We start from the raw sequence: 14,490 nt of genomic DNA, 5'->3' as shown, positions 1-14,490 counted from the left end.
TTTGCTTGGCGTTCTTGGCGCCGGTGGCGGATGGTGGAAGATCTTGCGGGGCCCGCCCCAGGTCGGCCGCGCGGGCGGCCGACCTGGGGCATACGCTTGGTATTGCGACTGCGACTGTGACTGCGGTCGCGGTTGCTGTCGCAGGCGCTGCGCGCTTGGCGCCACGGGCTGCCGTGTCTTGCCAGTGGCGCGCCTGCCTCTTACTTCGATGCCACCGTTTCCGGCGGCACCGGATTCTCCCAGCCGCCGCCAATTGCGCGGATCAGGCCTACGGCCGAGCGCGCTTGTTCACCGCTGAGCTGCACGGCGACGCGTTGCTGCAGCAGGACGCTGCGATCGGCTTCGATGACGTCCAGGTAGCTGATGGAGCCTTCGCGGTACTGCGTGTGCGAGAGCTTGGCGGCGCGGGCGGCTGCGTCGACGGCTGCGTCTTGCGCCTTGGTCTGGTCGGCCAGGATGCGCAGGTTGGCCAGGTTGTCTTCCACTTCGCGGAACGCGTTCAGCACGGTCTGGCGGTAGACGGCCACGTCTTCCTCGTAGACGGCGCGGGCGCGGTCCAGGCCGGCCTGGCGGCGGCCGCCGTCGAAGATGGGCATGGACAGCGCGGCGCCGACCAGCGGGCCCAGCAGGAAGGTGCGGCTGGACCACTGGAACAGGTTGCCCAGGTCCGAGGACTCGTAGCCGAAGGCGCCGGTGATGTCCAGGCGCGGGAAGAACGCGGACTTGGCCGCGCCGATGCGGGCGTTGGCGGCGGCCATGGCGCGTTCGGCGGCGGCGATGTCGGGGCGGCGTTCCAGCAGCGTGGATGGCAGGCCGGCGGGGATCGACAGCGCGACCTTCTGGATGGGCTGCTCGGGCATGGCGAAGTCTGACGGGGCGCGCCCCAGCAGCACGGCCAGCGCGTGCTCGGAGGCGGCGCGGCGGCGGTCGATGCCCAGGGCTTCGGATTGCGCGCTGGCAAGTTCGGCCTTGGCGCGGGCCAGGTCCAGTTCGCTGATGTCGCCGGCGTCGTAGCGGCGCTGGATCAGTTGCAGGGTGTCGGTGCGCAGCTTGACCGTCTGGCGGTAGAGCTGCGATTCGGCGTCCTGTTCGCGCACCAGGAAGTAGGTGGTGGCGACGTCGGCCTGCAGGGCCAGCAGCACGGAACGGTACAGGGCCTCGCTTTGCTGGGCGTCGGCGCTGGCGGCGTCGTAGGTGGAGGCGACGCGGCCGAACAGGTCGGCTTCGTAGGAAACGGCGCCTTGGGCGCGCCAAGTCGTGACCGGGCTGGTCGAGGTGCCGTCGGGCAGGCCCTGCGACACGGCCGAGGGGCGCTGGCGGTTGGGGCCGAAGGCGGCGTCCAGGTTGGGGAAGAAGCCGGCGCGGGCTTCGCGTTGCAGCGCGCGCGATTGGGTCAGGCGGGCGGCGGCGGCCTGCAGGTTCTGGTTGGCCTTTTGGGCTTCTTCCTGCAGCTGGTTCAGCCCTTCGTCGCCGAACACTTTCCACCAGGCGCCGCGCAGCGCGTCTTCCGACGGTTCGGCGGTCTTCCAGGTGCCGGCCTCGGAAGCGGGCAGGGCGGCTTCCTTGAAGGCCGCGGGCACCGCGGCCGAGGGGCGTTCGTAGGTGGGGCCCACCGCGCAGCCGGCCAGCACGAGCAGGACGGCAAGCAGGGCGGAACCGCGGGTCAGTCTTTTGATCATGATGACTATTCTCTTGTGGGCGCCTTCCGCCTAGGGGGCGGAAGGCGCTGTCTAGCTACTGTGGTGAGCCGGCTCAGGCGTGATGTTGCTGGGCGGGTTGCGCGTTCGGGGCCACGTGCGGGACGCACACGGGAGCCTCGTGCGGCGCGGCGGAGTGCAGCGTCTTGCCGCCCAGCGTGCGCAGCAGCACGTAGAACACGGGGGTCAGGAACAGGCCGAACAGGGTCACGCCCAGCATGCCGAAGAACACCGCGATGCCCATGGCCTGGCGCATTTCAGAACCCGCGCCCGAGGACAGCACCAGCGGCACCACGCCCATGATGAACGCGATGGACGTCATCAGGATGGGGCGCAGGCGCAGGCGGCTGGCCTCGATGGCGGCGTCCAGCGGACTGCGGCCGTTCATTTCCAGTTCGCGGGCGAATTCCACGATCAGGATCGCGTTCTTCGCCGACAGGCCCACCAGCACCATCAGGCCGATCTGCGTGAAGATGTTGTTGTCGTTGCCGGTCAGGTAGACGCCCGTCAGCGCGGCCAGGATGCTCATCGGCACGATCAGGATCACGGCCAGCGGCAGGGTCAGGCTTTCGTACAACGCGGCCAGCACCAGGAACACCAGCAGCACGCTGATCGGGAACACCCACAGGCCCGCGTTGCCCGCCAGGATCTGCTGGTAGGTCAGGTCGGTCCACTCCATCTTCATGCCGCGCGGCAGGGTCTCGGCGGCGATGCGCTCGGCCGCGGCCTGGGCCTGGTCGGACGAGTAGCCGGGCGCCGGACCGCCGTTGATGTCGGCGGCGGTGTAGCCGTTGTAGCGCACCACCATTTCCGGGCCGAAGGTCTGGTTGACGGTGACGAGCGAGGACAGCGGCACCATTTCGCCGGCGACGTTGCGAGTCTTCAGTTGCAGGATGTCGTCGGCGTGCGCGCGGAATTGCGCGTCGGCTTGCGCCCGCACCTGGAAGACGCGGCCGAAACGGTTGAAGTCGTTGACATACATCGAGCCCAGGTAGATCTGCATGGTGTCGAAGACTTCCGTCACCGGCACGCCCAGTTGCTTGGCCTTGACACGGTCCAGGTCCACGTCCAGCTGCGGCACGTTGATCTCGTAGCTGGAGAAGGCGGGGCCCAGTTCCGGCGTCTGGCGCGCCTTTTCCAGGAAGGCTTGCTTGGCCTTGTCCAGTGCGGCGTAGCCGGCGGCGCTGCGGTCTTCGATCTGGAACTTGAAACCGCCCAGCGTGCCCAGGCCCATCACGGGCGGGGGCGGGAACACGGCGATGAACGAGTCCTGGATGGCCGCGAACTTCTGGTTGAGCGAGCCCGCGATGGAGTCGCCCGACAGCGCGGCGTTCTTGCGCTCTTCGAAGGGCTTGAGCATGACGAACACGATGCCGGCGCTCGAACTATTGGTGAAGCCGTTGATCGACAGGCCGGGGAAGGCGATGGTGCTCTGTACGCCGGGTTCCTTCAGGGCGATGTCGCTCATGCGGCGGATCACCGCGTCCGTGCGGTCCAGCGAGGCGCCGTTGGGCAGCTGCGTGAAGGCGATCAGGTACTGCTTGTCCTGCGCGGGCACGAAGCCGCCGGGCACCAGATAGGAGACGCCGACGGTGGCGGCCACCAGCACGGCGTACACGCCCATGGCGCTGGCCTTGCGGCGGATCACTTTGGTGACGCCCGTGCCGTACGACTCGGACGCGCGGCCGAACATATTGTTGAACCAGTTGAAAAAGCGGCCGAAGACGCGGTTCATGCCACGGGTCAGCCAGTCGGGCTTGTCGTGGTGGCTCTTGAGCAGGATGGCCGACAGCGCGGGCGACAGGGTCAGCGAGTTGAAGGCCGAGATCACCGTCGAGATGGCGATGGTCATGGCGAACTGCTTGTAGAACTGGCCGGTCAGGCCCGTCATGAAGGCCAGCGGCACGAACACCGCGCACAGCGTCAGCGCAATGGCGATGATGGGGCCGCTGACCTCACGCATGGCGCGATAGGTCGCATCGCGCGGACTCAGGCCCGCGGCGATGTTGCGCTCCACGTTTTCCACCACCACGATGGCGTCGTCCACCACGATGCCGATAGCCAGCACCATGCCGAACAGCGACAGCGCGTTGATGGAATAGCCGAACATCAGCAGCAGGGCGAAGGTCCCCACGATGGACACGGGCACCGCCAGCAGCGGGATGATGGACGCGCGCCAGGTCTGCAGGAACAGGATCACCACCAGCACCACCAGGGCGATCGCTTCCAGCAGCGTGGTCACCACGGCTTTGATGCTGGCGCGCACGAATTGGGTGGGGTCGTATTCGATGCGGTATTCCACGCCCGGCGGGAAGTCCTGCGACAGCTCGGCCATGGCGGCGCGCACCTGGCTGGACACGTCCAGCGCGTTGGCGCCGGGCGACTGCATGATGCCCATGCCCACCGCCTGCTTGTTGTCCAGCAGCGACCGCAAGCCGTATTCCTGCGCGTCCAGTTCCACGCGGGCCACGTCCGACAGGTAGGTCACGGCGCCATCGGGCGAGGTCTTCAGGATGATGTCGCGGAATTCCTCTTCGGTCTGCAGGCGGCCGCGGGCATTCACGTTCAGTTGCAGCGGCACGTCGCCCAGCGTGGGGGACGCGCCGATGACGCCGGCGGCGACCTGCACGTTCTGTTCGCGGATGGCGGCGACAACTTCGCTCGCGGTCATGCCGCGCTGGGCGACTTTCTGCGGGTCCAGCCAGACGCGCATGGAATAGTTGCCCGAGCCCCACACCGTCACTTCGCCCACGCCGGTGATGCGGGCGAGACGGTCCTTGACGTTCAGGATCGCATAGTTGCGCAGGTAGGTGATGTCGTAGCGGTCATTGGGCGAGATCAGGTGCACCACCAGCGTCAGCGTGGGCGAGCTCTTGGCCGTGGTCACGCCCAGGCGCTGCACGTCCGGCGGCAGGCGCGGCAGCGCTTGCGACACGCGGTTCTGCACCAGCTGCTGCGCCTTGTCCGGGTCCACGCCCAGCTTGAAGTTGACCGTCAGGGTCAGGTTGCCGTCGCTGTTGGCCTGCGACTGCATGTACAGCATGTCCTCGACGCCGTTGATGGATTCCTCCAGCGGCGAGGCCACGGTTTCGGCGATGACCTTGGGGTTGGCGCCTGGATACTGCGCGCGCACGACCACGGACGGCGGCACCACTTCCGGATACTCGGAGATGGGCAGCTGGAACATGGCCAGCAGGCCCGCCAGCAGCACCAGGACCGACAGCACGCCGGCGAAGATCGGCCGGTCGATGAAGAATTTCGAGATATTCATGGACGTTCTCGTTAGACGCGCCGGCTCAGTTCAGGGTGGCCGAGGCGGTCTTGACCGGGTTGCGTTGGGCCGCAACCATGGGGACGACGGTGGGGGTCACGGCATCGCCGGGACGGATGCGCTGCAGGCCGTTGACGACGATGCGTTCGCCGGCGGCCAGGCCCGAATCGACCACGCGCAGGCCTTCCTGGTTGGCGCCCAGCTTGACCTGGCGGTAGACGGCATGGTTCTTGTCGTCCAGCACCAGCACGTAGCGCTTGTCCTGGTCGGTGCCGATGGCCTTTTCGTCGATCAGCACGGCCTGCCGCGGTTCGCTGCCGCCCAGGCGGACGCGGGCGTACAGGCCGGGCAGCAGCTGGCCGTCGGCGTTGTCGAACTCGGCGCGCACGCGGATCGTGCCGGAGGTGGTGTCCAGGCGGTTGTCCACGGACTGCACGACGCCGGTGCGCGAATAGCCTTCCTCGTTGGCCAGGCCCAGCTCCACCGGCACGGCGCCGGCGCGGCCGCCGCGCGCAGGGTTCACATAGCGCAGGAAGGTTTGTTCATCCACGTCGAACGATGCGTACATCTTGGACACCGACACCAGGCGGGTCAGCGGCACGGAGCCGGCGCCAGCCGCCACCACGTTGCCCACCGTGACCTCGGCGCGCGACACGCGGCCGTCCACCGGGGCTTCGATGCGGGTGTAGCCGAGGTTCAGCTTGGCATAGTCCAGCGCCGCCTGGGCGCCTTGCAGGTTGGCGGCGGCTTCGCGTGCGGCGTTCTGCTTTTCCTCGAAATCGCGGCGGGCGATGGCGTTGTCTGTCAGCAGGCGCTGGCCGCGGGCCAGTTCGCTGGCGGTATACGAGGCGCGGGCCTTCGCGGCGGTCAGGGCGGCGGCGGCGCGGTCCACCTCGGCCGCGTAGGGACGCGGGTCGATGGTGAAGAGCACGTCGCCCTTCTTGACGATGCTGCCGTCCTGGAAGTGCACGGCGGTCAGGGTGCCCGACACCAGGGGACGGATGTCGACGCGGTCGATGGCTTCCAGGCGGCCGGAGTAGCGCTGCCAGTCCACGATGGTCTTGTTCAGGACCTCGGCCACTTCGACTGGCGGCGCCGTGGGGGCAGTCTGCGCCTGCGCCGCATTGGCGCCAGCGGGAGCGCGGAAGAGGGCATAACCGCCGCCAGCGGCGACGATGGCGGCAAAGACGGCGAGCACAGCAATACGATTGCGCGAAACCATGGTGTTTCCTTGAGAGATGATGGGGCGAAAGCGCGCTTGCCTGGATGAGCCTGGGGGCGGAGGCGGCTGCGGCGGCCTGGGGCAGGCCTGTCCTCGGGATCCGGCGGAAATGCTGCAATGCAACATGCAATGCTGCTGCGCATCCCAGGCAAAGGCGCCTGATCGGGGCGGGTCTTTGCGGGTGCCGGAATCTGAGGATAGGCTTGCCCTTTGATGGCGCCTGGCGGCAAGGGCACTTCAAGATGGTTTGCATTCTGAGCGGTTTAGGGGGTCGGATAAACCCTGATGTTTCGGCAACACTAGTCGTAAGGATCGACTAATCAACGCCGAAATCGGGTTATGCTCCGTCCACACCGACTATTTCCCCTAAAGGACACCGTCGCCATGGACCGTTTTCAGGCTATGCAGGTGTTTGTGCGCGTCGTGGACGCCAATAGCTTCACCCGGGCGGCCGACAGCCTCTCGCTTCCGCGCACCACCGTCACCACCATCATCCAGAACCTCGAACGCCTCTTGGGCGTGCGCCTGCTCAACCGCACCACGCGCCGTATCGGCCTGACGCCCGACGGCGCGGGCTATTACCAGCACTGCGTGCGCATTCTGGCCGACGTCGAGGAAACCGAGGCCTGCTTCCAGGAAGCGGCCCTGCGCCTGAAGGGCAGGCTGCGCATCGATGCCCCAACCTGCATCGGGCGGCTGATCCTGATCCCCTCATTGTGTGATTTCCACGACAAATACCCCGACGTGGAGCTGGTGCTGGGCCTGGGCGACCGCCCGGTCGACATGGTGCAGGAGGCCGTGGATTGCGTGATCCGCGCCGGCGACCTGGAGGATTCCAGCCTGGTCGCGCGCCGCATCGGCACGCTGCAGAGCGTGACCTGCGCCTCGCCCACCTATGTGGCGCGCCATGGCTTGCCGCAGAGCATCGACGAACTGCGCGACCATCACGCCGTGCACTATTTCTCCAGCCGTACCGGCCGCAATTGCGCCTGGGATTTCCGGGTCGACGGCAAGCACCAGGAAGTCGAAATGAAGGGCGTGGTGTCGGTGAACGAATCCGGCGCCTACCTGGATTGCGGGCTCAAGGGCTTCGGCTTGATCCAGACCCCGCGTTACATGGCGCTGCCGCACCTGCAATCGGGCGAACTCATCGAGGTGCTGCCGCAATGGAAGCCCAGCCCCACCGCGATTTCGGTGCTGTATCCGCAAAGCCGCCAGCTTTCGCCCAAGGTGCGCGCCTTCACCGACTGGGCCGCTGAATTGTTCGCCAGCTGCCCGCTACTGAGCGGCCGCGACGAGACCGATCCGGCCGCGGCCAGTTGCAGCGTCTACGCCCGCGGGGCCGGCCAGGCGAACGCCGCGCCGTCCGCCGCGCCCAGGCCTGCGCTGGAGGAATACCTGCCGCCGCGCCGCCGTACCGCGCGCGAAGAGGCCGCGGAGTACGCGTTGTAAGCGCATGGCGTGGGGGGCGGATCCGCCCTCCACCTGGGGAATCACGGGAAACCCCGTAGTAAATACAGACCTTGCGTCCCTCGAATTGCATGAAACGTCTGTATAGTCCGACAGTCAAAGCCTACAACGTCCTTACTGTCGATCCGCTCCATGCAGCCTGTACTACCCGCTTACCTGATCGCCCGTTGGCTTTTGTTGCTCGTGCTGTTGGCGGGGGTGTACTTCCTCAGCGGTTTCCTGGTCCCCGCGCTCGCCGCACTCATCATCGGCCTGGCCAGCTGGCCCTTGTACCAGCGGCTGGTCGCGCGCTGCGGCGGCCGCAACGCGCTGGCAGCCTCGCTGGCGCTGCTGGTGGTGATCGTCGTGCTGATCGTGCCGATGTCGTTCGCGCTGTCCTACGCCATCAAGGAAGCCAGTACCTTCTTCGCCTGGGCCATCGCCGCCAACCGCCATGGCGTGGCCGTGCCCAACTGGATCACCTCCATGCCCGTGGTGGGCGAGCGCCTGAGCCAGTACTGGGAATCCTATATCGGCCAGCCGCATGCGCTGGGCGCCCTGGTCGAGGCCGTCAGCGGCGAGCATCTGGGCAATATCTACCGCATGGTCCTGGCGGCCACGGGCAATGTGTTCCAGTTGCTGCTGACCGTGCTGTTCATGCTGATCACGCTGTTCTTCGTCTACAAGGACGGCATCCGCATGGTGGCCCAGCTGGACGTGCTGGGCGAACGCATCCTGCCTGCCCGCTGGCAGCGCTTCTCGCGCGTGGTGCCGGCCACCATCAACTCCACCGTCACCGGCATGGGCCTGATCGCCCTGGGCGAGGGCGTGGTGCTGGGCATCGCCTACTGGGTGGCGGGCGTGCCGTCGCCCGTGCTGCTGGGCGTGGTCACCGGCTTCATGGCGCTGATACCCGGCGGCGCGCCGCTGTCGTTCACGCTGGTGTCGCTCTATCTGGTCGGCTCGGGCCATCTGGTGGCGGGCATCGCGCTGATGGTGTGGGGCAGCGTGGAACTCTTCATCGTCGACAAGACCCTGCGTCCGCGGCTGGTGGGCGGGCCGGTCAAGCTGCCTTTCCTGCCGACCTTCTTCGGGTTGGTGGGGGGCGTGAAGACGATGGGCATCGTCGGGCTGTTCGTCGGCCCCGTGCTGATGGCCCTGCTGGTGGCGGTGTGGCGCGAATGGGTGCACCATGAGGTGCAGGAACGCGATGCCGCCCGCATCAATCCTCCCGCCCAACCCCCTGCTGCTTGAATGCCATGTTGTTGCCTGATGACCAGATAGCCGTCCTGCGCGAGCAGGGCTTCGTGGTGGCGCGCCAGTTCGCCAGCCCGGAACAGGTGGCGGCGCTGCGCGCCGTTGCCGAACGCCATTTGCGCGACCACGTCGCGCCCATCGAATACGAAGCCGACCTGCGCTATCCCGGCGCGCCCGAGTCGCGCGCGGCCGAAGGCGGGCTGACCGTGCGGCGCCTGCTCGGCGCCTATGGCCGCGACCCCTTGTTCGCGCAATGGGCCGCCGATTCCCGCATCGGCCAGTGGCTGGGACGCTACTTCGGCGAAACGCCGGTGCTGTCCACCGTGCATCACAACTGCGTGATGACCAAGCATCCGGCCTATGGCAGCCTGACCGGCTGGCACCAGGACATCCGCTATTGGTCGTTTTCCGACACCGATCTGGTGTCCACCTGGCTGGCGCTGGGCCCGGAAACGCGCGCCAACGGCGGCCTGTCCTTCATCCCGGGTTCGCACGCGGCCGCCTTCGCGCCGGAACAGTTCGACCAGCAGAAGTTCTTCCGCGACGACGCGCCCCAGAACGCCGAGTGGATCGCCCGCGCGGTCTGCCCCGAACTGCAGGCGGGCGACGTGGTGTTCTTCCATTGCCGCACCCTGCATGCCGCCCAGGGCAACGCCAGCGACCGCGTGAAGCTGTCGCTGGTGCATACCTACCATCCACAGTCCTGTCATCCGCTGCCGGGTACGCGCTCGGCCAGCCAGCCGGGCGTGCCGCTGACGGTCCCGGCCGCCTGATGCTCTGAGTCAGCGCCGCATTCTGCGGCGCTGTTCCTTTCTCGATCAGCCGCTACTGCGGCCCGTGCTGTCCGCCTGAAATCTTTCCGGGCGCGGCCCCGCATGCGCCGACTTTCCCGGTCCGGGTTCGTGTCCTGACGGGATCTTTCCCCTTGATTGTCGACCACTGCGCCCGCTCGCTGGCGGGCTCGGCTGCGGGCGCTTTTTCCGGTGCTGAGAGGGCCTGCGCCAAAAAATGGGCCTAGTCCTATGTCTTGCCCGGATCGGAGAGGACTAGCCCGATGGGCGGCCTGCGCTGCGAAATCTACGATGCAGTTGTTGAGTACGCGAGCTGAAAAAGACCTGTCCCCAACGGTCCCTCATGCACTAGCGCACGCAGCAAAGATCCGCCCGCAAAGGCGATTTCCCTCACCTCAAAAACCCCAACTTAAAAGACTCATCATGAAAAAGACCCTCCTGACCGCTGCTCTGGCCATCGCCGGCCTCGCCTCTTTCGCCAGCGCCCACGCCGCCGACGGCACCATCGAATTCACCGGCAACATCACCGCCAACACCTGCGTCATCAACGGCGGCAACGGCGGCGAGAACTTCACCGTGGCCCTGCCCACCGTGTCGGCCAAGACGCTGGAAACCGCAGGCGCCACCGCCGGCCGTACGCCGTTCAAGATCGCGCTGAGCAGCTGCACCACCGACCAGCCGGTTTCGGTCCACTTCGAAGGCGGCCCCACCGTTTCGCAAACCACCGGCCGTCTGATCGTTGACGCCGGCGGCGCCGAGAAAGTCGAACTGGGCCTGCTGAACAACTCGTTCGGCGAAATCATGGCCGGCGCGGCCATCGGCCAGCAGAACTCGCAGACGGTGACGCTGTCCGGCGGCAAGGCTGACCTGGACTACTTCGTCGAGTACCACTCGCTGGGCAACGCCACCGCCGGCGCCGCCAACTCGCGCGTGCAGTACTCGATCTCCTACGAGTAATGCGCCGACTCGGCGGCTGCCTCCCCGGGGCCGCCGAGGCAGGTGTTTCCCTGCAAGCCGTCTCACCCCGCTCCCCGAGACGGCTTGGAAGGAAACCGACCATAGACGCAGCATCCACCACCAAGGGCTACATCATGAAAACTCTACGCCGCACCCTGATGGCCGCCGCAACGCTTGCCGCGGGCTGTTTTGCACTCCAGGCGCAGGCCAGCGTCGTTATTGCCAGCACGCGCGTGATCTATCCGGCGCAAGAGCGCGAAGTCACCATCAAGCTGAGCAATGACGGCCGTACGCCTGCCCTGGTTCAGTCGTGGCTGGACGACGGCAGCATCACCGACGCGCCGGAAACGCTGAAGGTTCCTTTCGTGCTGACGCCCGCCATCTTCCGCGTGGATCCCGGCAAGGGGCAGACCCTGCGTCTGATCCACACCAAGGAATCGATGCCGCAGGATAAGGAAAGCATGTACTGGCTCAACGTGCTGGAAGTCCCGCCCAAGGCTCAGGCCGGCGAAGACGCCAATCGCCTGCAGCTTGCCTTTCGCACGCGCATCAAGGTGATGTATCGCCCGCAAGGCCTGCCGGGCCAGGCAGACGAGGCGCCGGCGCAGCTGCGTTGGGAGGTCGCTCCCGCCGCGGCCGGCAAAGGCTATGCGCTGAAAGCCAGCAATCCCACGCCCTATGTCGTGAACCTGGGCAAGATCAGCCTGCAGTCTGGCGGCCAGTCCTTCGATGCCGGAGCCGGCTACGTCAAGCCGGGCGAGTCCACGCTGTTTCCCCTCGCGGGAATGACGTCGGCGCCGGCTGGCGGCGCTCAAGTCAAGTTCAACAGCATCAACGATTGGGGCGCGAACGTCGAAGGCTCCCTGCCGCTGATGTCGGGACCCGCCTCGTCCCTGCGCTAGGCCGCTAAGCCGCGCACGCGCGCGGCCCTCATCTCACCAAACTCCTCTTGTGAGGGATGCCGGTAACGGTATCCCCGGGGAGAGTGTTGTCCAGCGTTTTCATCGAATCCACTCTTTCAGCTCCGCCGTTATGAAGAAAACCCTTTCAAAGCTCCTGCATACGCGAGATAGCGTCAGCCTGCGTCTGACCCCTCTTTGCGCGGCACTGCTGGTGGCCCTGGTTGCGCATGAGCGGGTGGCGCAGGCCGCCGAGGCCGACGCATCCGGAACGATGGTGGCTTCGGTGGAATTCGAGGATGCCTTCCTGATGGGCGGCTCGGGCCCGCGCACCGACCTGTCGCGCTTCGCCAAGGGAAACATGGCCGCGCCCGGCAGCTATTCGGTGGACTTGTTCATCAACCAGGGCTATGTCGGCCGCGTCGATGTGCCGTTCGCGGCGGTTGCCGGCGAGGCGGCGGCGCAGCCCGTGTTCGACCGTCAGCTGTTGCAGCGCATCGGCGTCGACCTGGGCAAGCTGCCCGCCGAGGCGACCGCAAAGTTGGCGCAAGACGCCAGCCTGCGCCTGGCCGAGATCGCCGCGGACGCCGGCAGCGATTTCGACTTCGGCGACCAGCGCCTGGACCTCAGCATTCCCCAGGCCTCCATGAGCCGCCACGCCCGCGGTTACGTCAGTCCGGAACTATGGGACTCGGGCGTCAACGCGGCCATGGTCGATTACGACTTCAACCTGTACAACTACCGCAACAAAGCGTTCGGCGGCACGCAGCGGCAGGGCTATCTGGGCTTGCGCGCGGGCGTCAACCTGGGTGATTGGCGTCTGCGCCACAATGGCTCCTATTCTTTCGATTCCCAGGGCCAGCGCCAGTACCAGAACATCTCGACTTACGCGCAGCGCGAAATCGTTGCGCTGTCGTCCCAACTCACCTTGGGCGAAGCCTATACCAGCGGCGAACTGTTTGAATCCACGCCCTTCAAGGGCGTGCGCCTGGCCAGCGACGATCGCATGCTGCCCGACTCGATGCGCGGCTACGCGCCCGTGGTGCGCGGCATGGCCAACAGTAACGCGCGGGTCACCATCCGGCAGAACTCGGTCGTCATCTACGAAACCACGGTGGCGCCGGGGGCCTTTGAAATCACCGACCTGTACGCCACCGGCTACGGCGGAGACCTGGATGTGTCGGTGCAGGAAGCCGACGGTAGCGTGCGCAGGTTTTCGGTGCCCTACGCCGCCGTGCCGATGTCGCTGCGCCCGGGCGTGAGCCGCTATAGCGTGGTCGGCGGCGCCGTGCGCAACAAGCAATTGTCGAAAAGCCCGCATTTCCTGCAGGCTACCTACCAACGCGGCCTGTCCAATCTGGTCACGGGTTATGCCGGCGCCACGGTGGCGCAAAACTACACCTCGGTCTTGTTGGGCGGGGCCCTGAATACGTCGGCCGGAGCGTTCGGCCTGGACGCGACCCAGTCGCGCCTGTCGCAGGCAGACGCTACGCATACCGGCACCAGCATGCGCGCCAGCTATGCAAAGAACCTGCCCAACACTGGCACCAACGTCTCCATCGCGGCGTACCGCTATTCCACCAGCGGCTTCTACGGCCTGAACGAAGCCATGAATTCGCTCTACGGCTATGGCCAGTACCGTTATACCGGCAGCATGGTGCGCGAGCGCAACCGCGCCTCGATCATGCTGAGCCAGCAGTTGGGCGGGCAGCGCGGCAGCATCAACCTGACCGCCTCGGGCGTGGACCATTGGAACCGCGACGGCCGCGACGTGAACTACAGCATCGCCTATGCGAACCGGTACAAGACCGTGGGCTACAACATCAGCGTCCAGCGTCAGCGCGACAGCCGACAGCAGATGGGCACCGCGGTCTACGCGACCATCAGCATTCCGCTGGGCAAGAGCAATCCGCTCAGCCTGTCGACCAATGCCGGACGCGACTCCGACGGCCGCTTGCGGGTGCAAAGCACGTTGTCCGGCTCCACGGGCGAGGACAATGATCTGTCCTACAGCCTTAGCGCCGACCATGCTTCCGGCGGTTCGGGCGACAGCATGAACGGCGGCAGCGCCAGCGTGCTTTACCGCGCGCCGGTCGCCGAATTCACGGGCAGCGCAGGCGTGGGTACGGGCTATTCGCAAAGCTCGGTAGGCGTGCGCGGGGCGCTCGTCGCGCATCCGGGCGGCCTTACGCTGTCGCAGCCGCTTTCGGAAACCTTCGGCATCGTTGAAGCGCCCGACGCCGAAGGCGCGCGTCTGCTCAATGCCTCGGGCGTGCGCGTCAACAGCCGTGGATATGCCGTCGTGCCGCATCTGACGCCGTATCGCATGAACACGGTGGAAATCGATCCCAAGGGGCTGTCCACCGATGTGGAACTGCAGGTCACCAGCCAGCAGGTGGCGCCGCGCGCCGGTGCGGTCGCGATGCTGCGGTACGCCACGGTCTCGGGGCGGTCGGCCATGCTGCAGGTGCTGAAAGCCGATGGCAAGCCGCTGCCGTTCGGCGCCAGCGTGGTGGATGAGCATGGTGTGGAAGTCGGTCTGGTCGGGCAGGCAAGCCGTGTACTGGCGCGCGGCCTGCAGGACCGCGGCCAATTGACCGTCAAGTGGGGCGAACTGCCTGGCGATGTATGCCGCATGGATTATGAACTTCCGGCCACGGAAAAAGGCATGGGTCCGGACAGCTATCGGCAGATCGAAACCCGCTGCAGCTAGATATCTCTCAATTTACCTTCGACCGGAATCGCAAGATGAATACGTTTCGAATACTGTTTTTGCTTGGCGCGACGTTGCTGTCGCTGGTCTACTCCCCCGCCAACGCTGCCGGCGATCAATTTCCGTGTGAGCAACCCCATTTTTTGGGGATCGTCCTTCCTGCCACGATCGAGCTTAATGCCGACGTGGGTGTCGGTCAGGTGATGTGGTCCGGTACGGTGGGCACCCGAGCGC

9 protein-coding genes are annotated in these 14,490 nt (G+C 66.4%); 6 read left to right on the top strand and 3 right to left on the bottom strand.

Annotated features, from left to right (window positions below):
* Window positions 1-200: 200 nt before the first annotated feature.
* The 3 genes from HV793_RS04255 to HV793_RS04245 all read right to left on the bottom strand — a co-directional run bounded on the left by HV793_RS04255 (window position 201) and on the right by HV793_RS04245 (window position 6,190).
* A complete protein-coding gene (locus tag HV793_RS04255; protein ID WP_054458788.1) occupies window positions 201-1,679 on the bottom strand; it encodes an efflux transporter outer membrane subunit in 1,479 nt (492 codons plus the stop codon).
* A 73-nt stretch (window positions 1,680-1,752) separates the two neighbouring features.
* Window positions 1,753-4,968: an efflux RND transporter permease subunit gene (locus tag HV793_RS04250; protein WP_175212734.1), complete on the bottom strand. Its 3,216-nt coding sequence runs from the start codon at window positions 4,966-4,968 to the stop codon at window positions 1,753-1,755.
* Window positions 4,969-4,993: 25 nt separating this feature from the next.
* On the bottom strand, window positions 4,994-6,190 hold the full coding sequence (locus HV793_RS04245) for an efflux RND transporter periplasmic adaptor subunit (protein ID WP_054458793.1): 1,197 nt from the start codon (window positions 6,188-6,190) through the stop codon (window positions 4,994-4,996).
* A 384-nt stretch (window positions 6,191-6,574) separates the two neighbouring features.
* On the opposite strand from HV793_RS04245, the gene HV793_RS04240 reads away from it, so the two are divergent.
* The 6 genes from HV793_RS04240 (at window position 6,575) to HV793_RS04215 (ending at window position 14,256) form a co-directional block, all read left to right on the top strand.
* Window positions 6,575-7,642: a LysR family transcriptional regulator gene (locus HV793_RS04240; RefSeq protein ID WP_054458795.1), complete on the top strand. Its 1,068-nt coding sequence runs from the start codon at window positions 6,575-6,577 to the stop codon at window positions 7,640-7,642.
* A 150-nt stretch (window positions 7,643-7,792) separates the two neighbouring features.
* The gene (locus HV793_RS04235) at window positions 7,793-8,893 is read left to right on the top strand and encodes an AI-2E family transporter (RefSeq protein WP_054458797.1); all 1,101 of its coding nucleotides are present in this window, start codon (window positions 7,793-7,795) and stop codon (window positions 8,891-8,893) included.
* A gap of 5 nt (window positions 8,894-8,898) precedes the next feature.
* The gene (locus HV793_RS04230; protein ID WP_119451679.1) at window positions 8,899-9,669 is read left to right on the top strand and encodes a phytanoyl-CoA dioxygenase family protein; all 771 of its coding nucleotides are present in this window, start codon (window positions 8,899-8,901) and stop codon (window positions 9,667-9,669) included.
* Window positions 9,670-10,110: 441 nt separating this feature from the next.
* Entirely contained in the window at window positions 10,111-10,644 is a 534-nt protein-coding gene (locus HV793_RS04225; RefSeq protein WP_054458801.1) for a fimbrial protein, read from the top strand.
* A 134-nt stretch (window positions 10,645-10,778) separates the two neighbouring features.
* On the top strand, window positions 10,779-11,546 hold the full coding sequence (locus tag HV793_RS04220) for a fimbrial biogenesis chaperone (RefSeq protein ID WP_054458803.1): 768 nt from the start codon (window positions 10,779-10,781) through the stop codon (window positions 11,544-11,546).
* 130 nt (window positions 11,547-11,676) lie between these two features.
* Entirely contained in the window at window positions 11,677-14,256 is a 2,580-nt protein-coding gene (locus tag HV793_RS04215; RefSeq protein WP_175212733.1) for a fimbria/pilus outer membrane usher protein, read from the top strand.
* Window positions 14,257-14,490 lie beyond the last annotated feature (234 nt).

The sequence above is a fragment of the Achromobacter aegrifaciens genome, from assembly GCF_902859965.1.
Taxonomy (GTDB): domain Bacteria; phylum Pseudomonadota; class Gammaproteobacteria; order Burkholderiales; family Burkholderiaceae_B; genus Achromobacter; species Achromobacter aegrifaciens.
The sequence above is the reverse complement of the archived record's forward strand: the minus strand, read 5'-3'. Positions and strand labels throughout refer to the sequence as shown.